A 22,763-nucleotide genomic window follows, 5' to 3' on the forward strand; every position below is an offset into this window, starting at 1 on the left:
TCCATCGATGATGCTGTTCGCTGAGGAGGCTTGCGACGAGCTGTTCGAGGATCGTGGCCTCGATGTTCTGCTCGGTGAGTTCCTCACCGAGCGCGGCGAGCGGTACGGTTTTGTTGTCGTCGATGCTGAGTTCGAACCGCACGTCGATTGTGGCGTGCATGGGGCACCTCTCGTGATGGTTACCAGAGGTGACCCCGCTTCCACGGAGTCAATTACTACTCGACTTTAGACGGCTTTGAGACACGACCAATCGATTCGGTACGCGGTTCAGAAGTGGGCGAACTTGTCCCGCCGGTAGAGGTCAATCTCGCTGGCGACGTTCGGCGACTCGCGGCTCGCGGCGAAGGCGATGGCCTCGGCGACTTCCGGGGGTTCGGTCACCTCGCCCGCCTCGAACTCGCTCTTGAGCGGGTCGCCGTCCTCGGAGCCGAACTCCGTGCGCACCTCGGTCGGGTTGATCACCGACACAGCGACGCCGTCGTCGCCGACGGCCCCCTCCAGGCTGAGCGCGAACCCGCGTGTCCACCACTTCGTCGCCGCGTACACCGGAGCGTCAGGGCGGGGGTACTGCCCGGCGAAACTCCCGACGAACACGAGGTTCCCCCCGGAGTCCTTGAGGTGAGGGAGCGCCGCCCGCGACGTGAAGAAGGTCCCGCCGACGTTCACGTCCATCATGTGGCGGTACTTCTCCGTCGACAGCTCCTCGACCTCACCCTCGCGACCCAGGCCGGCGTTGTTGACGACCACGTCGAGGCCGCCGAACGCGTCGACGGTCGCCTCGACCATCGCCTCCACCTGCGCCTCGTCGGTGACGTCTGTCGGGGCGACGAGCGCCTCGACGCCCTGCTCGGACTCCAGTTCGTCGGCGAGCGACTCCAGTCGGTCCTCGCGCCGCGCCGCGAGAGCGACGTTCGCCCCGCGTTCGGCGAACTTACGGGCGGTCGCCGCGCCGATCCCCGAGGTCGCGCCGGTGACGAGCGTCGCTGCCTCCGCTAGCGGGTCGTCTGTTACCATACCTTGCCATCACGCTTCAGCGATAAAAGGGGGCTGATGTGTGCGGACGGGTCCGGTGCGGATCGACGCTCGCCGCTACTTCTGCACCGGTCGGGCTATCCCCCATACCCCCGATCGTTCCGGTCGGCCCCCCGCCCCGTCCCGTTCTCAGGCCGCCGAGGCGGTGATCGCCGCCCTCGAGACCCCGACCGCGGGCGTCGCCCAAGCCGGCGACGCGTTCGCGTCTCCGGTGGTCGCCTCCCCGGTCACCGCGTCTCCAACGGCGCCGTCTTCGGGAGTCGCGTCCGCGCGGAGTCGCTCGCCGAGTCGGCGGAGGGCGGCGACGTCGCCCGAGAGGGCCTGGCTGTCGGCCCGCTCTGCAAGCGCCGTCGCCACTGACTGCTCGGCCTCGCGTAACTCTGCGGCGAGGCGGTTCGCCCGCTCGACCTGTTCCGGCGTTGCCAACCCCTCGCGGACGGCTGCCAGCAGGTCGCGGGCGTCACTCGACACCGCGATCGCCTGCCTGCCGTGGCCGGCGATTTCGGCGCTGCTGTTCCCCTCCCACCGGATTTCGGTAGCCTCCTCGTCGACGACGCCGACGAGGAACGACGCCTTCCGGAGCTGGGTGTCGGTCGGCGACACCCCGGGGTTGACGTCGCCGCTCGCGTCGATCGTCATCAGCGCCGTGCGCTCGGCGGGGTTGTACGCGTCCGAGGGGTAGGCCCCGCCGGCGAGGGCGCCGACGCCCACAAGGAGAATCGCGAACACGATCACCCCGAGGAACACCCGCGGGGCGCCCCGGACGGGCTCGACCCCCTCGAAGGGGTTGTCCCGGGTCCGGTCGAACGACAGTGAACAGGCGCTCGCGACCGCGTCGGCCACCGTTCCGGTCTTCTTCGAGGCGCCGGTGACGACCATCTGTCCGCCGTCGGTCACCCGGACGAAACAGTTGTGGAACCCGCTGTAGGTGACGGTGAGTCCCGGTCCCTCGTCGAACGCGTCGCGTTCGATACGGTCGTACGTGCCGTCGCCCTCGAGGGACGCGTACACCGATTCGAGGGCCTCGAAGGCGTCGTCCACCGACGAGCCCGAGACGTAGACGGCGCCTTGCTCCTCGCTGAACCCGGCGTCCTCGTCGGCGTAGCGTCGGTAGTACGACAGGGCGGTCGCCTTCGAGTGTGCGAGCCCGGCAGGGAGGCCGGCGGCGACGACGGCCAGCGCGAACCCCCCGACGAACCGGAGCGGCGACCCGCCGTAGCTGATGGTCGCCCAGAGGGCAGTCAGCCCGACCAGTAGTCCGCCACCGTACGAGAGGGTTCTGAGCTTGTTCACGCCCATCACGGCTCAGCCCAGGAACGTCCGCTTCAGTCGTCCCACGATGCCGGAGCTGCGCGCCTCGCTCTCGGCCTCGCAGACGGGGTCGAGCTTTCGCTCCAGGTCCTCTCGGTCCTCGAATCGCTCTACGTCGACCGCCACCAGCAGCTCCGAGAGCATCATCGTGTTCCCCTTCTCGTCGATCTGTACGCTCTCGAGCGCGTAGTTGCGCTCCAAGCGCCCAGCCGACACCGGGTACGACCAGCCGGCGTCGGCGACGAGTTGGTGGACCGCGTCGGGGCCGTGTGCCATACGTTGGCAACGACGGCGCTCGAACATAAAGACATCGTCGTCGTCCCGTGGTCCTGCGGTCTTCCTGCGTTGGCCCGACCTCCGGCGGTGCTCCGCCGCCGTTCCGGGTCGCTCTGGTCAGGCCACCCGGTTTCGGAGCACGCCGTCGTCCGCCTCCAGCCGTTCCCAGTTGGTCGCGAGGATCTCGGCGCAGCGCTCGTAGTACGCCGGCGTGTGTCCGGAGCTGTGCGGGGTGACGAACGCGTTGTCGAGGTCCCACAGCGGGTGGTCGCCGGGCAGCGGCTCGGGGTCGGTGACATCGAGCGCGGCGCCGCCGATCGCGTTCCCCTGCAGCGCCGAGACGAGCGCGCCGGTGTCGACGACGGGGCCGCGGGCGACGTTCACCAGGACGGCGTGTGGCTCCAGCGTGTCGAGTTCGACCGCGCCGATCAACCCCCGCGTCGCGTCGGTCAGCGGGCAGGCGAGGGCGACGTAGTCGCTGCGCGAGAGAGCGTCCCCGAACGCCTCGTCGTCGCGGAAGCCCACTACCTCGTCGGTCGGTCCGCCCTTCCCCGGCGAGTAGCGCGCGCCGATCGTCGTCACGCCGAACCCGTCCAGCCGCTCGACGATCGCTTCGCCGATGGCGCCGAGGCCGACGACGGTGACGGTGCTCCCGTGCAGCTCGCTTGCCTGCCCCTGTCGCCACTCGTTGCGCTCCTCCTGGCGCCAGAACTGGCGGAACTCCCGCGCGAACGAGAGCATGCTTCCGATCACGTGCTCGGCGATGTTGGGCCCGTGAACACCGGAGGCGTTGGTCACGGCCACCCCCCGGTCGGCGAGCGCCTCCAGCGGCAGGTCGTCGACGCCCGCGGACATGCAGGCAAACAGCTCCAGGTTCGACGCCCCGTCGAGCATCTTGCGGTCGATGCTCCCGCCGGTGACGACGCGGGCGGTTTCGACGCCCTCGCGCTCGGCCGCCGCGGTCCGGGCGCGCCCGACGCGCACGCTGTCCGGCAACCGCTCCCGGAGTGCGTCGACGTACTCCGCCGTCGAGATGCCGTGGGCGCCTTTCCTGAGCACGAGCACGTCCGCCTGGCCGCTCCCGTCAGTCGACATGCACCGCTCTACCGGTCCCCGGCGAATATAGTTGTCTCCGGACGTGGACCCAGCCGGGAGGTCGACGCGTCCGTCGCCACGAACGCCGCGTCGGACCGGACCCACGTCGGACGTTGGACACCAGCGCGACGGCGGCCGGAGCTTTATCGCCTCGGCGCCCCGTCGGGGAGACAGAGACATGGAGTTCCCCGACGCCGACACCGTCGACGACGTGCTCCCGCCGGTGTCCTACCCCGAGTTCGTGGACGTCAGTTACGACCCGCCGACACCGAAGGTCGCCGACCCGGCCGCCGCGGCCCGCGACGCGGTCTCCGACCTCCCGCTCGACACGCTGCCGGCCGGCGCCACCGTCGCGGTCGGCCTCGGTAGCCGCGGGATCACGGACGTCGTCCCGGTCGCGACCGCGGTGGTCGAAGACCTGCAGTCGCGCGGGTTCGAGCCGGTCGCGATTCCGGCGATGGGGAGCCACGGCGGCGCGACGCCGGAGGGCCAGCGCCGGACGCTCGCTGCGCTCGGACTCGACGAGGAGGCGCTGGGCTGTCCGGTCGACGCCCGCATGGGGACCGAGGTGGTCGGCGAGACGCCCGCCGGCGCCCCGGTCCACCTGGCACTACCGGCAGTCGAGGCCGACGGTGTCCTCGTCGTCAACCGGGTGAAAGCCCACACCAACTTCCAGGGCCCGTTCGAGAGCGGACTGACCAAGATGGCCGCCGTCGGGTTGGGAAAGCAGGCCGGGGCGAGCGCGATTCACGACCGCGCGCTCGTCGACGGCTACGTCGAGTCGTTGGGGTCGACGTTCGAGGTCGTCCGCGAGTCGATTCCGCTGCTCGGCGGGGTCGCAATCGTAGAGAACTTCTACGACGACACCGCCGAGGTCGCCGGACTCGCCGCCGACGCGCTCCCCGACGCCGAGACGGACCTCCTCGAACGCGCCTACGAGTACATGCCGACGCTCCCCTTCGACGATCTGGACGTACTCGTCGTCGACGAGGTCGGGAAGGACGTCTCCGGCACCGGGATGGACACCAACGTGATCGGACGGTACAGCGCGCTCAACACGGACGACCCCGAGCAGCCGACCATCGACCGGATCGTCGTCCGGGGGCTGACCGAGGCGACCCACGGCAACGCCCACGGAATCGGACTCGCCGACGTGACGACCGCATCCGTCGCCGCCGAACTCGACCTCGACCAGATGTACGCCAACGCGCTCACGAGCGGGTCGCTATCGAAATCCGCGCTCCCGGTCGTGCTTCCGGACGACGAACGCGCGCTCCGGGCCGCGGTCTCCTCGTTCGGTCCTTACGACCCCGAGACGGTCCGGGTCGCCTGGGTCCGCGACACGGGCCACCTCTCCGCGTTCCGCGTGTCGCCCGCGCTGGCCGACGACCTCCCCGAGCACGTCGAGGCGGTCGGACGCTCGCGTCTTTCCTTCCCGGACGGGGACGCACGGTTCGAGTCGGTCGGGGACGGCTGATTGTAGCACCGTCTGCAGGTCATCACACACTCGACCGCACGACGGCGTGCGGTCGGATGAGTAACCAGTTGCAGACGCCACTATAGCTGTCCCGGCGCCGCGTTCTCCTGCCCCCGCGCCCGCTTGCCACGTGGTAAACCTCTTTACCCCTCCGGCTTCGACGTTCCGGTCGCAATGAACCTCGAGATCGGCGGAAACGCGGCACTCGTAACGGCATCCAGCAGCGGCCTCGGGAAGGCGTCGGCGCGGGCGCTCGCCCGTGAGGGCGTGAACGTAGTCATCAACGGCCGGGACGGGGAACGACTGGAGGATGCGGCCGAGGAGATCCGCGCGGAGGCGACGGGTGATGTCGTCACGCAGGCGGGCGACCTCACGGACCCGGACGACGTGGAGACGCTGGTCGAGACGACCGTCGACGAGTTCGGCGGGCTCGACCACCTCGTGACGAGCGCCGGGGGGCCGCCCTCCGGTGCCTTTCTCGACACCGACGACGAGGACTGGCAGCAGGCGTACGAGCTGCTCGTGATGAGCGTCGTCCGGCTCGCCCGCGCGGCCGAACCCCACCTCAGGGAGGGCGACGGCGGCAGCATCGTCACCATCACCTCCCGGAGCGTGAAGGAGGCGATCGACTCGCTCGTCCTCTCGAACTCGGTGCGGATGGGCGTCATCGGGCTCGAGAAGACCCTCTCGAAGGAGTTCGCCCCCGAAATCCGCTCGAACGCCGTCCTCCCGGGCCCGCACGAAACCTCTCGCATCGAGGACCTCGTGAACCAGGCCATCGAGCGCGGCGAGTACGACTCCTACGAGGAGGGACTCGCGGACTGGGCGACCAACCCGCTCGAAAAGATCGGCGACCCGATGGAGCTCGGCGACACCGTCGCCTTCCTCTCCTCGCCGAAGGCGGGGCACATCAACGGTACCGCCATTCCCATCGACGGCGGGACGACTGGCGCGAACCTCTGACCGTCGGGCGACGCGCCCCCTGACTCTCCTGCACCGGTCGTTTTCCCCCGGCCGAAGCTTGATGTGCCCTCCCACACGTGTTTCGGCCACCCATGCGAGAGGTAGACTTCGAGGACGCGGAGACGTACGAACCGGACGAGGGCTGGCGGCGCGTATCGATGACGGGCAGTGAGCAGTTCTCCTTCGAGTGGTTCGAGAAACCGCCGAGACACTCCTCGCCGATGCACGACCACGAGAACGAGCAGGTGTGTCTCTGCCTGACGGAGGAACTCACCGTCGCCACCGAGGACGACGAGGTCACCTTAGAGCGGTTCGACTCGGTGTGGCTCGACGCCTGGGAGACCCACCGCGTCGAGAACACCGGCGACGAGCGGGCGGTCGGCCTCGACGTGTTCGCCCCGGGTCGCTCCTTCGACTTCTGGACCGACCGCGAGGAGGAGTAGCGTGCGGTACCTGGCCCGCACCGCCGACGGCCGGGCGCTGCTCGGCGACGACGAGGGGTTCCGCCCGCTGTCGGCGACGGACCCGTCGCTCTCGACAGTCCGGGACGCACTCCCGCGGGCGGCCGACGGGGACCTCCCCGACCCGGCCGGGGCGACTGCGTCGCCGGTCCCACCCGACCGGCTCTCCCTGAGCACGCCGCTGCCGGACCCCGGAAAGCTGTTCGGCATCGGCCTGAACTACACCGACCACGCGGCCGACCTCGACGAGGACAGCCCCGACGAGCCGGCGAGTTTCTTCAAGCCGGCCACCGCGGCGACCGGCCCCGGCGGTCCGATTCGGCTCCCGCCCCGCGAGCGCACGGACCGGGTGACTGCAGAGGCCGAACTGGCGGTCGTGGTCGGACGCACGTGCCGGAACGTCGCCGCCGAGGACGCCGACGCGGCCATCGCGGGGTTCGTCCCCGTGATCGACATGACCGCCGAGGACGTGCTCCGGCGCAACCCCCGCTTTCTCACCCGCGCAAAGAGCTTCGACACGTTCCTCGTGATCGGGCCGCACATCGCCGTCTCCGAGGGCCGGATGGCGCTCGACGACGTCTCGGTGCGGACGGTCGTGAACGACGAGGTCGTCGCGGAGAACCGGATCGCGAACATGCACGTTCCGCCGCGCGAACTGGTCGCGTTCCACTCCGAGGTGATGACGCTCGAACCCAGGGACGTGATCTCGACCGGAACGCCCGGCGCTCACCCGATCGAACACGGCGACGCGGTGCGGGCGGAGGTCGACGGGGTCGGCTCCGTCGCGGCCGACGTCGTCGAGTGAGGCGCGGAGGCAACTCGGAAGCGGGCCAGTATACCGTCAGGTTCCTGCAGCGGTCGCGTTCCCGCCGGTCGTGAGTTCCGCGACGCAGTCCGTTCCCAGTTGCAGTCCGTCGGGGGTCGTCACGTGCGACAGCAGTACGCGCGCCCTCCCTACCGATCTGCGGGGGTCGACGTTGTCCGACTGGCTGCCGGACTGTCTCGTTGCTGTGCTCGTACTGTCCGGCGTCTGGTAGACGATCACACCCATCGTGTACCGGCCCCATCGGAGGGCCACCGTCCGGTCGGCGGCCAGCGCGGCGCCCGCCACGGCGGCGCGGTCCTCGTCCGGCCACCGGTCGATCGTGAGTACGACTGTCCCCCCCGACGGGCTCCGGTAGCTCGTCTTGTGGCGAATCTCCGGCAGGTAGGGGATCGAGAGCTCGTTCGGCCCCCGGAAGGAGCTGACGTTCGTCGCCAGCCGGATCGCCCAGCCGTCGAGTCCGAAGGCGGTGGCGACGGCGACCGGTTCGGGCCTGAGGGTCGCAGGATGCGCGTCCCGTGGTGGCCGAGGGCAGGCGCTCCCGCTCCAGTCAGTCGCGCCGAGCGCGCCCGCTGGCACCGTCGGACTCGTGGTCGGTCCCGGGGTCGACTGTCCGCCGGTCGCTTCCGCCCCAGTCGCGGTCCGACCGTCGGAGGTAACCCCGGCGTCGGTGGACCCGACACCGACCCAGGGGACGGCTGCGGGTGCGGCGGTCACGACCAGCGCCGCGAGAGCTACTACGAGGAGAGCCCCGGCGGCGGCGCCGGTCGCCTGCCGGTCCGATACGTCGCCGACCCGAGAGCGAACCTGCCGAACGTCGAATCCGGCGAGGCGTTCCCCTCCACCGGCGTCGGCGAACGCGCCGCCCCCGAAGTGTCGGTCAAGGAGCGACGGGAGGTCCCCGCGGTCGACGGCGTACAGCGCCATCGCGTGGAGGTCGACCGCGTCGACGACCCGGACGCCACACAGAGCCGTGTCGCCGTCGACCGCCCGGCCGACGACGACCGCGTCGACGTCCGGGTCGGCTCCGCTCCCGAGGTCGGTCGCCCGCCGATGCGTCGTCGCCACTACGAGCCGGCGGCACTCGCCGGTCGGGCGGTCGACGATCAACCCCTCGTCCGTCCGCTCGACCGTCCCGCCCCGGGCCGATTCGAGGTCGGCGACGAACCCGACGAGCGCCCCGCGGTCCATCCCACGCAGTTCGCGGACGAACGCGTCCCGTGGTGGTGGGTCCATTCGACCCGTCTCAGAGACGTCCGCGGAGGTCGTCGACGACCGCCTCGGTGCCGGCGTCGACGCCGAGATCAGGCGTTCGGGGGGCGTCGGCGTCGGCGAGCTGGTCGGCCACTGCGCTCTCCAGACGCTCCCCGGCCACCCCCTCGCCGAGGTGATCGAACAGCATCGCCCCGGAGAGGACGGTCGCGAGTGGGTTGGCGACGCCCTGCCCCACGATGTCGGGGGCGCTGCCGTGAACCGGCTCGAACATCGACGGGTAGTCACCCTCGACGTTGACGTTCGCGGAGGGGGCGAGCCCCATGCTTCCGGTGACGATGGCGCCGAGGTCGGTGAGAATGTCGCCGAAGAGGTTCGAGGCGACGACGACGTCGAACTCATCGGGACGGCGGACGAAGTCCATCGAGGCGGCGTCGACGAGCAGGCGCTCGACCTCCACGTCGGGGTACTCCTCTCCTACCTCCGCGACGACGTCGTCCCACAGGACCATCCCGTAGGCCTGGGCGTTCGACTTCGTCACGTTGGTCAGCTTTCCCCCGCGCTCGGTCGCGGCCTCGAACGCCGCGCGGACGACGTCCTCGGTCCCCTGTCGGGTGAACACCGCGCTCTGGATCGCTACCTCGTGGTCGAACCCGCGGTGTTCGCGTCCGCCGACGTCCGCGTACTCGCCCTCCGTGTTCTCCCGGAAGACGACCAGGTCGATGTCGCCGCCCCCGTACCCCCGCAGTGGGCTCTCGACGCCGTCGTACAGCACGGCCGGGCGCTCGCACACCTGCTGGTTGAAGCGCTTGCGGATGGGAAGCATCAGCCCTCGCAGTGTGACGTGGTCGGGGATGTCGGGGTGGCCGACCGCGCCGAGGAGAATCGCGTCGCGGCCCCGCAACCGGTCGATTCCGTCGTCGGGCATCATCGACCCCTCGTCGAGGTAGCGTTCGCTCCCCCAGTCGAAGCGTTCGTAGTCGAGCGAGAAGCCGGCGTCCGCGGCGGCGGCGTCCAGTACGGGTCGCGCGGCCGCTACGACTTCCTGGCCGATCCCGTCGCCCGGAATCAGAGCGATGTCGTATGCCATACTCTCACGTGCCGGAGCGACCCTCAAAAACGTTCGCGTCCCGGTCGTTCCGACGGCCCCTCGGTCGGTGCCGGAACGTCCGAGGGCCGAGTGGCGGTCGGCGTCGAACGGTCAGTCGGCGGCCGTGTCGGACTGCTCCGGGGGCGCCGACACGCTCGCCTGGGAGTGCCCGTGGACGAGCGCGTCCCCAGTTCGGGCGTCGAACAGGTGGATGTTCTCCTCGTCGAAGGTGAGCGTCACCGTCTCACCTTCCTCCGGTTCGATCTCGGAGGGGGTGCGGACCCGGAACTCCTGTCCCGCCAGGTCGAGGTAGATGAAGTTGTCAGATCCGATCACCTCGACGACGTCGACCGTCGCCTCGATGCTCTTCTCGGGTGCCGCACCCGCCTCGATTCGGATGTTCTCCGGTCGGACGCCGAGAATCAGGTCGGAGTCGACGTCGTCGAGGTTTCCGACCATCCCGTCCGATAGCTTGTAGTTCACCTCGTCGCTGACGAGGGTCCCCGCCCCCGTCCCCGTCCCGTCGCGATCGAGTTTCACGTCGAGGAAGTTCATCGACGGCGAGCCGATGAAGTCGGCGACGAACCGGTTGTTGGGCTCGTAGTACACCTGCTTCGGCGTACCGACCTGCTGGAGGCTGCCGTCGTTGAGGATGACGATCCGGTCGGCCATCGTCATCGCCTCCTCCTGGTCATGGGTGACGTATATCGTCGTGATGCCGACCTCCGAGTGGATGCGCGCCAGTTCGGTGCGCATGTGCTTGCGGAGCTTCGCGTCGAGGTTCGACAACGGCTCGTCGAACAGGAAGACGGCAGGCTCGCGCACGATCGCGCGACCCGTGGCGACGCGCTGTTGTTGTCCGCCGGAGAGCGACGCCGGCTTCTGGTCGAGAAGGTCCTCGATACCCATCATGTCGGCGGCCTCCTCGACTCGACGGTTGATCTCCTGGTCATCGAGGTCGGTGCTCAGCTGTAGCCCGTACGCCATGTTCCCCCGAACGGTCTTGTGTGGGTAGAGCGCGTAGGACTGGAACACCATCGCGATGTCCCGGTCCTTCGGCGACTGTTCGTTGATGCGCTGGCCCGCGAGCCGGATTTCGCCGTCCGTGATGGTTTCCAGCCCGGAGACCATCCGCAGCGTTGTCGACTTCCCGCAGCCCGAGGGGCCGACGAAGACGACGAACTCCCCGTCGTCGATGTTCAGGTCGAGCTCTTCGACGGCGACGATGGTGCCCGACGAATCGTCGAATACCTTGGTAACGTTGTCGAGTTCGAGTTGTGACATGGTTTCTCGTTGCATTGTGTTTTCGGCGCGGTCTTATATCTTTGACTCCCGTTTCGACCCGGTCCAGCGGAAAATTATTCCCGGTGGTGGTCACCCGCCCGGGGACCCCCCGAGCCCCTCACCGAGATAGCGGCGCGAGAGGCCGTAGAAGATCACCGGCGGCGCCACGAGCAGCACCACCGAGGCCATCAGCGTGTTCCACTCGCGCAGCACGTCGCTGCCGAGGATGTAGTGGATGGCGACCGTCGCCGTTCGGACGCTCTCGTCGCTCGTGAGCACGAACACCCACAGGAAGTTGTTCCACGCGGTGAGGAACGCGAACAGTGCAGCCGCGCCGATCGCGGGTGCGCTCAACGGCAGGACGATGCGCATGAACGCGGTCAGCTCGTTGTGACCGTCGATCAGCGCCGCCTCCTCGATGTTCTCGGGGATTCCCTGCCGGAAGAACCCCTGCAACAGCCAGATGTTCTGTGGCAGCACGAAGATCGACAGGGCGACGACGATGCCCGGCAGCGTGTTCACCAGATTGAGGAAGTAGAACACCTCGTACACCGGGATCGTCAGCACGATCCAGGGGAACATGATGGTGAACACGGCGGTGTAGAACAGCGCCTGTCGACCCGGGAAGTCGAGCCGTGCGAACGCGTACGCGCCCGGGATGGCGAAGAACAGCGAGATAATCGTCGCCCCGAATGCGACGATGATGCTGTTCCTGAAGTACAGCGGGAACGCGAAGTCAGCCCACACCGCGGAGTACGGGTCGAGGGTGAGCTCCCCCAGCGGGAAGAACCCGGTGTCGGGACTGATCGCCGCGAAGTTGGTAAGGATCGACGTACGAAGGATCCAGTAGTACGGGACCACCGCGAACAGCGCGAACGCGATAATCCCGGCGTACAGCAGCGTCTTGTCTCGTTTGGTTGGATTTAACATGTGAATAGTACCTCAGACGTAGAGGTCGTCCTCCTGATCGATTGCCTTGACGTAGATGACGGCCGCCGACATCGACAGCACGACCATCGCCATCCCGATCGTGTACGCCCGCGCGAAGTTCGTGTTGACGAACGCGACGCGGTACGTGAGGATGCTCATCAGCATCGTCTGCGTACCGGGACCGCCGCCGGTCAGGGCGAACGGCTGGGAGAACTCCGCGATGTTCCACGCCGTCCGCAGCGAGAGGATGACGATCGTCGGGATGAGTAGGTGCGGCAGCGTCACGTCCCGGAACCGGCGGAGCCGCCCGGCGCCCGACAGCGCCGCGGCCTCGTACTGCTCGCTCGGGATGCTCACGATCGCCGCGGCGTAGATGATCGCCGAGTAGGCGTAGTCGTGCCACGTCTGCGCGACGATCAGCGAGACGAACGGCCAGAAGTCCCCGGCGAGGAACGACGGAGCCGTGAGGCCGAAGAGGCCGAACAGCTTGGGGATGAACCCGAAGTTGGAGTCGAGAAACCACATCCAGATCACACCCCCGGCTAGCGGCGCCGAGAAGTACGGCGACATGATCAGGACGCCGACCCAGTCCTTCGCTACCTCGCGGAGTTCGTTCAGCAGGAGCGCGGCGACGACACCAAGCCCTAGCTGTGTGAACGTGGTCCCGAAGACGAACACTATCGTCCAGCCGAACGAGTAGAAGAACAGGTCGTTCGTCAGGAGCCAGGCGTAGTTGTCGAGTCCGATGAACTCCCCCGTGACACCCAGCGAGGCGTTCGTGAACGTCATGAACACCCCCCGGGCGATGGGGAAGTAGAACAGGCCGGTGAAGGCGATGAAGGTGGGTATAATGAACAGGTACCCCACCCAATTGTCCTTGACTCGATCCGTGAGCGTTCGCTCCCCGATTCCGTACCGTTCGCGTATCTGGTCGGCTGTCCGACCCTGTTCCTGTGCCATGATGACTATGACCGATGTGTGACGAATAAATCTTTGCCCCCGCCGACGGGGAGCGGTTGGCGCTGCCCCGAGACGGCGGTCGCTTCAGCCCGAGTCTTCGATCCGGGTCAGCACCCGATCACGGACGACGCCGGGCGTGTCCTGGACGCTGTGCTGGCCGGCGATGGCCTGACTGATCGTCTCGTTGATGTCCGTCCACCGGATCGGGTCGGTGGCACGCAGGTCCCAAGCCCCGCCCGTGTTCGCGTACTGATCGGCGTACTGGTTCTGGTTCTCGATAGACCGCTGGAAGTTCTGGGGCAGATCGGGGTACTCGTTGAGGAGCGGATCCATCTTCGTGGCGAGACCGGGAATGGACTGGTAGTGCTCGCCCCACGCCGGAAGCACGAAGTCGTTGTCGGCGAACAGGTACTGCGACAGCTCCCAGGCGCCCTGCTGCTTGGCGTTGCTCACGCCGCTGAACACGGTGTGGGCCTGTTCGAGCCCCCAGACGTGGCCACCGTGCTGGCCTTCGAGCCCTTCGAGGTCGCTGATTCCGATCTTGCTTCCGTACTCGGGGTCCAACTTCGGGTTCGGTAGCAGCATGAAGTCACCGTCGCCACCGTCCCAGCCGATCGTGATGTCCTCGCTGACTGCGAACCACCGACGGGCGGTCGGGGTCGCGTAGGTGAACGAGGCGACCCGGTCGGTGAGCATCAGCGACGGGATATCCTCGTCGCCCCGCGAGGCGGACTCGTCGCTGCTGAACTCGTTGGCCCGCTTGACGCAGGCCTTGATCATCCCGTCGGTCCGCCGACGGTCCTCCTCCATATCGGAGTTGCCGATGACCACGTCCGGGTTCTCGGGATCGCCGCGGATCCAAGGGTCAGTCCCCCCGGTGTACGCCGTTCGGGCCTGCCCCCAATAGGACTCCAGGTCGCCGCCGACGCCGGTTTCCTCGTAAGCGACGGTGTCCATCTGCTCGTCGATCTTGACGATGGCGTCGTGGAACTGACTCCACGTCTTCAGATCCTCCATCGGGTTCTGGATCCCGACTTGGCTGAAGATCTTCGGCCGGATCCCGAGGTTGCTGTTGGTGTGACGGATCGCACCGGTCGACCACCACTCGTCGCGGAACTTCGCGATCTCCTTGTTCGGGACGGTGAAGTCGTCCGGGAAGGAGTCCGACCCCTCGAAGAACTTCGTGTGGTCGACGAGTTGGTCGTTGAGGTAGAACTGAAGCCCCGCCGAACCGGACTCCGCGAGCGCCGGCGGGTTCCCTGACTGGACGGTCGAGGCCAGCTTGTTCTTCATGTCCCCGTAGGACGCCGTCTGCAGGCTGACGGAGACGCTGCCGGACTTCTCCTGGAAATCCTTCATCGACTCCTGGAAGTGACTCCGGATCGAGGAGTTCTCGGCCGCCTGCGCCGACAGGAACTGGATCTCCACGGACTCGTTGCCGCCACCACCGCCGCCGGAGCCACCGGAGTCGTTGCCGTCCCCACCGCCACCGGTATCGCCGCCGGTATCGTTGCCACCGTCGCCGCCACCGTCACCCGTACAGCCGGCCAGGGCGCCCAGCGCACCGGCGGATGCGGCCGCCGTGGTTGCCTTGACGAAGTCACGTCGGGAACGGTCGTTGCCCGTCCCGTCGGTACTCTCGGCTGTCCTCTCACTCGTGCCGTCTGTTGACATACCATATGTTAATCATCACCATTGTGTTATAATGTTTGTCCTCTTTTTCACGACGTACCTATCGGTATAAATCCAATACCCGACCAGATACCTGTCGCGGTAGATATATAGGCTCCCGCTAGCCATGACCCACCATGGCAGACGAGAGCGGCGTCGGACTCGCCGGGGAGGTCCGGACGCTGTGCGACGTCATCCGTACTGCGCTCGGACCGTTCGGTGCCAACAAGTTGCTCGTCGGCGCTGACGGGAACGTCCAGACTACCGCCTCGTCGACCGAACTGCTGAACAGCCTCGAGGTGGACGACCCGGCCGTCACGCTCGTCTCGTCGACGGCGACTGGGTTCCGCGAGCGCCACGGCGACGGCGCCGGAAGCGTCGTCGCCCTCGTCGGCGCGCTGCTGGCCGAGGCCGAGCGTCTCCGCGAACGAGGGCTCCATCCCACCGCGATCGAGCAGGGGTACCGAACCGGACTGGAGACGGCGCTCACGACCCTCGACCGCACGGCGCGTTCGCTCGACGAGTATGGACCGTCGGCGGTCGCCCGGATCGCGCTCACGGGGACGCGTGACCCGTCCGCCCGGGGCGCCGTCGCAGATCAGGTCGCCGCGGCCGTGGAACGAATCGGCGACGAGGTTGGGAGTGGTGACGCCGGTCCCGGCGCCCGAGACGCGATCCAGGTCGTCTCCCGCACCGGCGGGGCCGCCGCCGAGACGGAGTTGGTCGAGGGCGTGGTCCTTGACCGGAACCAGACGACGCCGGCGATGCCCCGGACGCCCGACCGTCGGGGGGTCGCCGTCCTCTCCTCGACCGTCGACGTCCCGACCGTCGGCACCGAGATGGGACGCGTCTCGCGACGGGTCGACCTCGACGTCGACTCCTTCGAGGAGCGCGAGGCCGTCGCCGACTACGAACGGTCAGCGTTCGCCGAGCGGCTCGACGCCGCAGTCGAGGCCGGCTGCGGCGCCGTGTTCACCGGGCAGGCGATCAACGAGCGCGTCGAGAACGAGCTCGCCGCACGCGACGTGCTCGGCGTCGAACGCCTCGACGCCGACGAGCTCCGTCGGATCGCTCGGACAACCGGCACGACGGTCGTGCCCACGCTCGAACAGGTCACCACGGAGACCCTGGGCGACGCCGCCGTCCGCGTCGAGCGCAAGGCGGGCCGCGACATGACGTTCGTCACCGACGGGGCCGGCGAGACCGTCTACACGCTGTTCTGTCGCGCGCCCGACCCGCGGAGCGCGACGGCGTTCGAGCGCTCGGTCGAGTCGGCGGTCGCGGCGGCCGCGGCCGCCGTTCGCGACGGTCGGGTCGTCCCCGGTGGCGGCGCCGCGGAGGCAACCGCGGCCGAGGCGGTCCGACGGGAGGCCCGGTCGATACCCGACCGGTCACAGTTCGCCGCCGAGGCGTTCGGCGACGCGCTGATGACGGTCCCACGCGCACTGGGTCGGACCGCGGGGATGGACGCCTGGGAGGCCGAGGTCCGCCTCCGCGTCGCCCGCTCGGAGGGCCGGGACGCGGTCGGTGTCGACGCGCTCGTCGGGACGACCCGCGACGTCCTCGCCGAGGACGCGATCGTCGACCCGCTCCCGATCAGGCGCGCGACGCTGACGGCGGCGACGGAGCTCGCGACCCAGCTGGTGCGGATCGACGAGCGCCTGCCCGCGACCGATCTCGGCGACGACGCGGAAGACCAGGAAGAGATGGGCCTTGGTCCGGCCGGCGGGGCCGGCAGACCGAACGCGGACTGAGTCGCCGATCCCGACCGCCCGTACCGCTCTCGCCGTTCTCGTTCTCCCCTATTCGTGTTCCGTACGCGGCGTGTACCCGGGGAGGTCCACGTTCGGGTGTAGCACGGCGTCGATCGTGAGCAGCTGCTCGACGACGGCGCCGCCGGTCTCGACCGCCTGCGAGAACACGCGCCGCGGTTCGACGACGCCCGCCTCCCAGGCGTCGACGGGTTCGCCGGTGTCGAGGTCGACGCCCATCGATGACGGCTCACCCGCGGCCTCCCCACCGCGGCTCCCCCCGCCGTGAGCGCTCCGGAGGCGGGTCAGCGCGTCGATCGGATCGAGGCCGGCGTTGGCCGCGAGGACGTACGGGAGTCGGTCGAGCGCGTCCGCGAACGCGTCGATCGCGAGCTGTTCCGTCCCGCTGACGCTCGGGGCGTACTCGCGGAGCGCGGCTGCGACGGCCGCGGCGGGCGCGCAGGCACCCGGGAGGACCTGTCCGTCCATCGCCGCCGTGGCCGTCGTCTCCAGGGCGTCCTCGATCGACTCGCGGCGCCGGTCGGCCGCCTCGGGGGTGTCGGCGCCCGCGACGATGGTGTAGACGGAGCCGGAGCAGTCCTCGAACGCGGTCCACACCTCGTCGTCGACCCGCCGCTCCGCGACCCGTCCGGCGCGGCCCAGTCGATCGGGGCCGAGGTCGGCGACGTCCGAGGTGGCCGTCGCGCTGGTCGCACGCGCGAGACGGTAGATATCGTCTTTCGGATACGTGGCCTTGTCGACGACGGCGACCCCGACGCGCTCGAACGCCCGGGCGACGTCCGCGTCGAGCGCCTCCATACAGACCAACACGTCGACCCCCATCTCGGCGAGCCCGGTCGCCGCCGACTCGATGCGTCCCTCGAGACCGCGGCGGTAGTCGGCGACGGCGTCGGCGGAGTCGAGGTGCACGCCGGCGCCGGCGTCCCCTCCGAAGCTGCTCGCGGTCGACTCGAAGTCGACGTCGTCGTCGAGCACCGTCACGGTCGCGTCGGCCAGCGGCTCGGTCACGCCAGCCCCGTTCGGACCGGTGTCGGCGGGGCGCGACAGGACGAGGCCGCGGTGGAACTCGTCGCCCGCTCCCCGCGCGGCGAGCACCTTCGCGTCGTCCGTGTCGACCCAGCCGCGCTCGTCCGCGGCCGCGAGCTCGCGGACGGCGTCGACGATCCGTTCGGCGTCGCGTCGGCGGACGGCCGGGTCGAGGTCGGCGGTCATCGTCGTCTCCGCGACCGCCCGGACCGTCGCCCGGTCGTCGACGGCGACCGGCCGGGCGAGGGCGTCGAGCGTCTCGCCAGCCCGGGCCCGAGCCATCGCGTACCCCATGATGACGCTCCCCGGCGCGAGTCCCTCCTCCACGAGGTCGAACCCCTCGTCCAACAGTGCGCCCCCGAGCAGTGTCGCTGCGGTCGTACCGTCGTTCAGCCCGCGCTGCATCCCGTCGACGGCGTCGACGAACAGCGCGGAGACTGGGTGGGTGAACCCCCCGCCGCGTTCGACGGCGTCGAACAGTCGCCCGGCGTCGCCGGCCCGCACGGTCTCCGGGACGTCCTGGTGGTCCACGGTTTCGACGAGTTTCTCCAGCCCTCGCGGCCCGTACGTCGACTCGACCAGCGAGACCGTCGCGCGGGCGGCACCCCTGACGTACTCGCGCGCCTCGGCGTCGCGGAGGGTCCACTCCCCTCGCTCGTCGGCTGCGAGCCCCGCGTCACCATCGATGTCGGCTGTCATGGGAGGCCCTTTCGGGGTCACCGAATTAAATCCTGCGCGGGACCGCGGCGGGGTCGGCCGGGGAACGCACTGGTCGGCGCCCTCGAACGGCCGGGAGCGGACCCCATCCAGCAGGGGGTTATTTGAGAGTCGAGTCCCCAGTCCGTGGTATGTCTTCGCAGACCGTGGGATTCGTCGGCCTCGGCATCATGGGCGAACCGATGGCGAACAACGTGCTCGACGCGGGCTACGATGTCGTCGTCCACAACCGGTCCGAGGGGCCGGTCGACCGACTGGCCGACGCCGGGGCGACTCCGGCCGCGTCGCCGGCGGGAGTCGCGCGGGAGTCGGACGTAGTGATCACCGTCCTTCCCGACACGCCGGTCGTCGAGTCGGTCGTGCTGGGCGAGGGAGAGCACGAAGGAGCGGACAAGCCGGTCATCGACGGTGTCGACGAGGGGTCGACTGTGATCGACATGTCGACGATCTCGCCGGTCGCCACCGAGCGGATCGCCGAGGAACTGGAAACCGCGGGCGCCGCCTTCCTCGACGCGCCGATTAGCGGGGGTGAAGAGGGTGCCGTGGAGGCGACGCTCTCGATCATGGTCGGGGGCGGCGAATCGACGTTCGCCGCGGCCGAGGAGTTGTTCGAGGCCATGGGCAAGACAGTCACCCACTGCGGACCGACGGGAGCCGGGCAGGTGACCAAGGCCGCGAACCAGATCATCGTCGGCTCTACCCTCCAGGCCGTGAGCGAGGCGTTGCTGTTCGCGAAGCGCGCCGGCGCCGACCTGGACGCCGTCCTCGACGCCGTTAGCGACGGCGCGGCTGGCTGCTGGGCACTCGACGCTCGCGCACCGCGGGTGATCGAGGGGAACTTCGACCCCGGATTCTTCGCCGCGTACCAGTACAAGGACCTCCGGATCGCCACCCGCGCGGGCGAGGAGTACGGCGCCCCGATGCCGGCCACGTCGGTCGTCCACGAGCAGTACAAGGCGATGGAGACGATGGGGAACGGCCAGGACGACCACTCGGCGGTCATCAAGGTGCTGGAGACGATGGCCGGTGAGGAGGCGCGAGTCGAGGAGTGAGCGGGTGGGAGCCAATCGTCCCGTCGGGCGACTCCGTGCTCCTCGACCCCTCGTCGGGTAGTTCGGTGCCACGAAGAGGTTCGGGCGCCGAGACGCCGTCCGGGGTCGAGCGGCGTGGGGTCGCTATCGGCGCTTCGAACGACGCACTCGCCGGCGGCGGGAACGCTTAGTACGCCCGCGACGAGACACGATCCATGGAGGACGCCCGTATCGAGAACGTCGAAGCCATCGGCGTCGAGGTACCCGTCGAGGAGCCGTTCGGCTACGCACAGGCGTGGGTCGAGGCGCGGAGCGCCGTGCTCGTCCGAATCGAGGTCGACGACGGGACCGTCGGCTGGGGGGGGGGAGTGCTGGGGGCCGGTCGCCGGCACAAGGGAGACCGTCACGTCGCTGCTCGGACCGGCGCTGGTCGGCGAATCGCCGCTCGACGTCGGGCGCTTCCACCGCGAACTGTACGACAGCGCCCGCGCGGCCTACCAGTCGACCATCCCGCTCCCGGCACTCAGCGGCCTCGACCTCGCGCTGTGGGACCTGAAGGGGAAGCTCCTCGGAGTGCCTGTCGCGACGTTACTCGGTGGCCGCGAGTGCGGGGCGGTCGACGCCTACGCCACCGGCCACTACTTTCGGCCGACAGACGACCTCGAGGAGCAGTACGCGGCGATCTGCGACGAGGCGGCCGTCAACGCCGACGCCTTCGGACGGGTGAAGCTCAAGGTCGGGCTCGCGTTGCTCGGCCACAGTCCCGACGCGGACGTCGAACTCGCCCGCCGAGTCCGCGACCGGGTCGGCCCCGAGGTCGACGTGATGGTCGACGCAAGCTACGCGTACGACCGCCCGACCGCCCGCCGCGTCGGCCGCGAACTCGGCGCCCTCGGCGTGCGCTGGTTCGAGGAGCCCGTCCGGCCCACCGACTACGACGGGTACGAACGCCTCTCACGGACGCTCGACGTGCCGATCGCCGGCGGCGAATGCCACGGGCCGGCGGACCTCGACCGCTTGCTCGCCCGGGGGGCACTTGACGTCGTCCAGCCCGACGTCTGCAACGTCGGCGGGCTGACGCCGGCCCGCGAGGTCGCCGACGGAGCCCAGCACGCCGGCGTCCCGATCGTTCCCCACGTCTGGGGGACGCAGGTCGCGCTCGCGGCGAGCCTCCAGCTGCTGGCAACGTTCCCCGGCGACCCGCCGCTGGAGTTCGACCGCTCCGCAAACCCCCTCCGCGACAATCTCGCTGTCGACCCCGTCAAGACGGACGACAGGGGCCGGGTGGCCGTCCCCGAGGGGCCGGGACTCGGCGTCGACCTCGACCCCGGCGCCGTCGAGCGGTACCGGATTGGCGAGTGACGGAACGGACGCCGCAGGCGACACCGACGGTTGGTTTTATACTCGTGGAATGGAACCATATCATATGGACGTCGTCTCAGTCACCGACGAGGAGTCCGTGGAGGCCTTGGAGGGTGTCCACCTCGCGCAGCTGGCCGCCGGTGAACGCACTAGCGTCCAGCACTTCCGTATCAAGCCCGGCGCAGTCGTCGGAGAGCACAGCCACGAACACGAGCAGACCGGCTTCGTCACCCGAGGCGAACTGACGTTTACCGTCGACGGTGAGGAGGTTGCCACCGGCCCGGGCGACTCGTACGTCATCCCCGGCGGGGCGCCCCACGCTGCCGAGAACTGCGGCGACGAGCCCGTCGAGGGCGTCGAGATCTTCAGCCCGCCGCGGCCGAACCCACCGTGGACCGAGGGCTGAGGCCGAACCGTCGGCTACCCGCACAGCGGAGTCGCGACCGGAGGGCGAAGCTATAACTTCCCACCTGCCCCACGCGAACTCGTGACAGCTCACACGCACACTCCCGTTACAGTCGACGGCAAACGGGCCGTCGTAATCGGGGGCACGAGCGGCATCGGACGGGGCATCGCGGGCGGCTTCGCGGCCGAGGGCGCGGATGTGATCGCGTCGAGCCGGACCGAAGAGAACGTCGCGGAGACGGCGGCGGAACTACGAGACCTCGGGGCCGAGACCGCCGAACTGACCTGCGACGTCACCGACCGCGAGTCGCTTGAGCGCCTGCGCGACGACGCCGTCGAGGCGCTCGGCGGCGTCGACGTCCTCGTGAACTCCCCGAGCTACATCGCCCGGAAGTCCGTGAGCGAGGCCTCCGAGACCGACTGGTCTGAGGTGTCCGACGTCCAAATCGACGGCACCTTCCGCGCGACGCAGACCTTCGCCGAGGCGATCGAGTCGGGGAGCGTGATCAACATCGCGTCGCTCTCCTCGGAGATCGCTATCCCGAACCTGGCGGCGTACTCCACGGCGAAGGGCGGGATCGACGCGTTCACCCGCAACGCGGCCGAGGAGCTCGGCCCGGAGATTCGCGTCAACGCCGTCCGCCCGGGGTTCATCGTCTCCGAGCAGACTTCGGGCACGTACACCGAGGGGACCCCCCGCCACGACACCATCGTCGACCGGACCGTCGACGGGCGCCTCGGCCGCCCCGAGGAGATCACGGGCGCCGTGGTGTACCTGGCGAGCGACGCCGCGAGCTACACGACCGGCGAGATCATCACGGTCGACGGCGGGTTCACCCGGAGTACGTTCACCGAGTAGTCCGGGACCCCTCCGAGAGTAGCCCGTCGTGCCGGTGCCGGCCCCGAGGACGTCGGCTTCACCTCCACCATCGGCGAGGGTGGGCGTCGGCCGCGGCGTTCGTCACGGAGACGCTTCGTCCCCTCGTCGGTGGCGAGCCTGCCGCGCCGCGAGGGTTCACCGGACCCGACGCTACGAGCGGGCGTTCGGGCACGACGACTGACCCTGCCGTACTTCGACGGTCTCAGAACGGTCGGGTCCGCTCGCGCACGGTGTAGAACCCGTACCCGGCGGCCATGACGGCCACCCCGCCGAAGATGAGTGCGTAGAACGGCTCGGCGGGCGTCGTCACCACCGTCGACGTGGCGAAGAAGCCCGCCACCACGGCCGTGACGACCGCCACGACCCACAGGTACCAGACGCTCGTGGCGGCGGTGCCGGCGTCGACGGCTGGCATGTCGTAGCTTTCGCTACGCTCCCTGTCGTGGACGTCGTAGTCCTCGACGCCGTTGTTTCTCGAATCGTGCTCCTCGGTCGCGTCTCTCTGATCTGCGTCGTTTCCTGTCGACATCGTGACCACCCGAACGGACGTCTGGGCCGTCGGTAGTTTATGCTCGGTATAATTCTGCGCGAAAGAAACACTAGGATACTTGCCCCCGACGCCGTCCTGTCAGCGCGTGCTGTTGTCGCCGGTGCGGTCGTCGAACAGGTGGATTCTCTCCGGGTCCGCCGACAGCGACGCCACTTCGTCCTCTTCGGCGTCGCTGTTGGGTGATACCCGGGCGGTCAGCTCTTGGCCGTCCCCCGTCTCGGGGGGAGGGTGAGGAATTTGTCGGCGTCTACGTTAGTACAACCTCGGCTCTGCACGTTCATAAACTCCCCTCGGAATGGAGGAAGAGATGGTCGATCTCCTCCATCAGTCCGTCGAGATCGTGATCCTGGTCGCGCACCCACGAAAACATGTTGTAGATCGCCTCTTTGAGACCGTGTTCGAGCTGCGCTCGGAGCGACGAGGCTTTCGAGACGA

Annotated in this window: 21 protein-coding genes and 1 pseudogene; 9 read left to right on the forward strand and 13 right to left on the reverse strand. The window is 69.0% G+C overall.

The genetic code is table 11. The features are described 5' to 3' along the window. Positions 1–267: 267 nt before the first annotated feature. The 4 genes from C450_RS06440 to C450_RS06455 form a co-directional block, all read right to left on the reverse strand. Positions 268–1,014, reverse strand: a complete 747-nt coding sequence (locus C450_RS06440; RefSeq protein WP_005041569.1) for an SDR family oxidoreductase — start codon at positions 1,012–1,014, stop codon at positions 268–270. Between the two features lie 147 nt (positions 1,015–1,161). Next, positions 1,162–2,331: a hypothetical protein gene (locus C450_RS06445; protein ID WP_005041571.1), complete on the reverse strand. Its 1,170-nt coding sequence runs from the start codon at positions 2,329–2,331 to the stop codon at positions 1,162–1,164. Between the two features lie 6 nt (positions 2,332–2,337). Next, positions 2,338–2,619: a hypothetical protein gene (locus tag C450_RS06450; protein WP_005041574.1), complete on the reverse strand. Its 282-nt coding sequence runs from the start codon at positions 2,617–2,619 to the stop codon at positions 2,338–2,340. A 117-nt stretch (positions 2,620–2,736) separates the two neighbouring features. Further along, complete coding sequence (locus C450_RS06455; RefSeq protein WP_005041575.1) at positions 2,737–3,714, reverse strand: D-2-hydroxyacid dehydrogenase; 978 nt, start codon at positions 3,712–3,714, stop codon at positions 2,737–2,739. A 178-nt stretch (positions 3,715–3,892) separates the two neighbouring features. Here C450_RS06455 and C450_RS06460 point away from each other — a divergent pair, with 178 nt between their 5' ends. From C450_RS06460 to C450_RS06475, 4 genes are all read left to right on the forward strand, one after another. Continuing rightward, positions 3,893–5,191 (forward strand): hypothetical protein, encoded by a 1,299-nt coding sequence (locus C450_RS06460; protein ID WP_005041577.1) that lies wholly within the window; start codon positions 3,893–3,895, stop codon positions 5,189–5,191. A gap of 174 nt (positions 5,192–5,365) precedes the next feature. After that, positions 5,366–6,154, forward strand: a complete 789-nt coding sequence (locus C450_RS06465; RefSeq protein ID WP_005041578.1) for an SDR family oxidoreductase — start codon at positions 5,366–5,368, stop codon at positions 6,152–6,154. Between the two features lie 92 nt (positions 6,155–6,246). Next, a complete protein-coding gene (locus C450_RS06470; RefSeq protein WP_005041581.1) occupies positions 6,247–6,597 on the forward strand; it encodes a cupin domain-containing protein in 351 nt (116 codons plus the stop codon). 1 nt (position 6,598) lies between these two features. Continuing rightward, positions 6,599–7,420 carry a fumarylacetoacetate hydrolase family protein gene (locus tag C450_RS06475; protein ID WP_005041583.1) on the forward strand — a complete coding sequence of 274 codons (822 nt, stop codon included), beginning with the start codon at positions 6,599–6,601 and terminating at the stop codon, positions 7,418–7,420. A 36-nt stretch (positions 7,421–7,456) separates the two neighbouring features. Here the strand turns inward: C450_RS06475 and C450_RS06480 are convergent, their stop codons facing one another. From C450_RS06480 to C450_RS06505, 6 genes are all read right to left on the reverse strand, one after another. Next, positions 7,457–8,674, reverse strand: a complete 1,218-nt coding sequence (locus tag C450_RS06480; RefSeq protein WP_005041586.1) for a hypothetical protein — start codon at positions 8,672–8,674, stop codon at positions 7,457–7,459. 10 nt (positions 8,675–8,684) lie between these two features. Beyond that, positions 8,685–9,740, reverse strand: coding sequence for an isocitrate/isopropylmalate dehydrogenase family protein (locus C450_RS06485; protein WP_005041589.1), 1,056 nt, complete (start codon positions 9,738–9,740; stop codon positions 8,685–8,687). Positions 9,741–9,851: 111 nt separating this feature from the next. Then, entirely contained in the window at positions 9,852–11,024 is a 1,173-nt protein-coding gene (locus C450_RS06490; RefSeq protein WP_005041593.1) for an ABC transporter ATP-binding protein, read from the reverse strand. A gap of 90 nt (positions 11,025–11,114) precedes the next feature. After that, entirely contained in the window at positions 11,115–11,954 is an 840-nt protein-coding gene (locus C450_RS06495) for a carbohydrate ABC transporter permease (RefSeq protein WP_005041594.1), read from the reverse strand. Positions 11,955–11,966: 12 nt separating this feature from the next. Further along, positions 11,967–12,914 (reverse strand): carbohydrate ABC transporter permease, encoded by a 948-nt coding sequence (locus C450_RS06500; protein WP_005041596.1) that lies wholly within the window; start codon positions 12,912–12,914, stop codon positions 11,967–11,969. 84 nt (positions 12,915–12,998) lie between these two features. Then, complete coding sequence (locus tag C450_RS06505) at positions 12,999–14,588, reverse strand: extracellular solute-binding protein (protein WP_005041599.1); 1,590 nt, start codon at positions 14,586–14,588, stop codon at positions 12,999–13,001. A gap of 134 nt (positions 14,589–14,722) precedes the next feature. On the opposite strand from C450_RS06505, the gene C450_RS06510 reads away from it, so the two are divergent. Beyond that, complete coding sequence (locus C450_RS06510) at positions 14,723–16,339, forward strand: TCP-1/cpn60 chaperonin family protein (protein ID WP_005041602.1); 1,617 nt, start codon at positions 14,723–14,725, stop codon at positions 16,337–16,339. Positions 16,340–16,387: 48 nt separating this feature from the next. Here the strand turns inward: C450_RS06510 and C450_RS06515 are convergent, their stop codons facing one another. Further along, positions 16,388–18,082 carry a TCP-1/cpn60 chaperonin family protein gene (locus tag C450_RS06515; RefSeq protein WP_005041605.1) on the reverse strand — a complete coding sequence of 565 codons (1,695 nt, stop codon included), beginning with the start codon at positions 18,080–18,082 and terminating at the stop codon, positions 16,388–16,390. Positions 18,083–18,231: 149 nt separating this feature from the next. Here C450_RS06515 and C450_RS06520 point away from each other — a divergent pair, with 149 nt between their 5' ends. The 4 genes from C450_RS06520 to C450_RS06535 all read left to right on the forward strand — a co-directional run bounded on the left by C450_RS06520 (position 18,232) and on the right by C450_RS06535 (position 21,757). Then, positions 18,232–19,152 (forward strand): NAD(P)-dependent oxidoreductase, encoded by a 921-nt coding sequence (locus tag C450_RS06520; RefSeq protein WP_005041607.1) that lies wholly within the window; start codon positions 18,232–18,234, stop codon positions 19,150–19,152. A 114-nt stretch (positions 19,153–19,266) separates the two neighbouring features. Beyond that, entirely contained in the window at positions 19,267–20,493 is a 1,227-nt protein-coding gene (locus C450_RS23180; RefSeq protein ID WP_080510276.1) for a mandelate racemase/muconate lactonizing enzyme family protein, read from the forward strand. 64 nt (positions 20,494–20,557) lie between these two features. Continuing rightward, positions 20,558–20,899 carry a cupin domain-containing protein gene (locus tag C450_RS06530; RefSeq protein ID WP_005041612.1) on the forward strand — a complete coding sequence of 114 codons (342 nt, stop codon included), beginning with the start codon at positions 20,558–20,560 and terminating at the stop codon, positions 20,897–20,899. Positions 20,900–20,980: 81 nt separating this feature from the next. Beyond that, positions 20,981–21,757, forward strand: coding sequence for an SDR family NAD(P)-dependent oxidoreductase (locus C450_RS06535; protein WP_005041615.1), 777 nt, complete (start codon positions 20,981–20,983; stop codon positions 21,755–21,757). Between the two features lie 223 nt (positions 21,758–21,980). Here C450_RS06535 and C450_RS06540 read toward each other — a convergent pair whose 3' ends face one another. Together C450_RS06540 and C450_RS21535 are read right to left on the reverse strand one after the other, a co-directional pair. Beyond that, positions 21,981–22,307: a hypothetical protein gene (locus tag C450_RS06540; RefSeq protein ID WP_049909918.1), complete on the reverse strand. Its 327-nt coding sequence runs from the start codon at positions 22,305–22,307 to the stop codon at positions 21,981–21,983. A gap of 298 nt (positions 22,308–22,605) precedes the next feature. Beyond that, positions 22,606–22,763, reverse strand: a pseudogene (locus C450_RS21535) (IS701 family transposase); the annotation flags it as partial.

This window comes from Halococcus salifodinae DSM 8989 (assembly GCF_000336935.1).
Taxonomy (GTDB): domain Archaea; phylum Halobacteriota; class Halobacteria; order Halobacteriales; family Halococcaceae; genus Halococcus; species Halococcus salifodinae.

Coding starts and splice junctions, on each gene's coding strand:
- C450_RS06510 (WP_005041602.1), top strand. CDS start 14,723: ATGGCAGACGAGAGCGGCGTCGGACTCGCCGGGGAGGTCCGGACGCTG.
- C450_RS06515 (WP_005041605.1), bottom strand. CDS start 18,082: ATGACAGCCGACATCGATGGTGACGCGGGGCTCGCAGCCGACGAGCGA.
- C450_RS06490 (WP_005041593.1), bottom strand. CDS start 11,024: ATGTCACAACTCGAACTCGACAACGTTACCAAGGTATTCGACGATTCG.
- C450_RS06540 (WP_049909918.1), bottom strand. CDS start 22,307: ATGTCGACAGGAAACGACGCAGATCAGAGAGACGCGACCGAGGAGCAC.
- C450_RS06455 (WP_005041575.1), bottom strand. CDS start 3,714: ATGTCGACTGACGGGAGCGGCCAGGCGGACGTGCTCGTGCTCAGGAAA.
- C450_RS06460 (WP_005041577.1), top strand. CDS start 3,893: ATGGAGTTCCCCGACGCCGACACCGTCGACGACGTGCTCCCGCCGGTG.
- C450_RS06450 (WP_005041574.1), bottom strand. CDS start 2,619: ATGGCACACGGCCCCGACGCGGTCCACCAACTCGTCGCCGACGCCGGC.
- C450_RS06530 (WP_005041612.1), top strand. CDS start 20,558: ATGGACGTCGTCTCAGTCACCGACGAGGAGTCCGTGGAGGCCTTGGAG.
- C450_RS06440 (WP_005041569.1), bottom strand. CDS start 1,014: ATGGTAACAGACGACCCGCTAGCGGAGGCAGCGACGCTCGTCACCGGC.
- C450_RS06465 (WP_005041578.1), top strand. CDS start 5,366: ATGAACCTCGAGATCGGCGGAAACGCGGCACTCGTAACGGCATCCAGC.
- C450_RS06470 (WP_005041581.1), top strand. CDS start 6,247: ATGCGAGAGGTAGACTTCGAGGACGCGGAGACGTACGAACCGGACGAG.
- C450_RS06485 (WP_005041589.1), bottom strand. CDS start 9,740: ATGGCATACGACATCGCTCTGATTCCGGGCGACGGGATCGGCCAGGAA.
- C450_RS06500 (WP_005041596.1), bottom strand. CDS start 12,914: ATGGCACAGGAACAGGGTCGGACAGCCGACCAGATACGCGAACGGTAC.
- C450_RS06445 (WP_005041571.1), bottom strand. CDS start 2,331: ATGGGCGTGAACAAGCTCAGAACCCTCTCGTACGGTGGCGGACTACTG.
- C450_RS06495 (WP_005041594.1), bottom strand. CDS start 11,954: ATGTTAAATCCAACCAAACGAGACAAGACGCTGCTGTACGCCGGGATT.
- C450_RS06505 (WP_005041599.1), bottom strand. CDS start 14,588: ATGTCAACAGACGGCACGAGTGAGAGGACAGCCGAGAGTACCGACGGG.
- C450_RS06480 (WP_005041586.1), bottom strand. CDS start 8,674: ATGGACCCACCACCACGGGACGCGTTCGTCCGCGAACTGCGTGGGATG.
- C450_RS06520 (WP_005041607.1), top strand. CDS start 18,232: ATGTCTTCGCAGACCGTGGGATTCGTCGGCCTCGGCATCATGGGCGAA.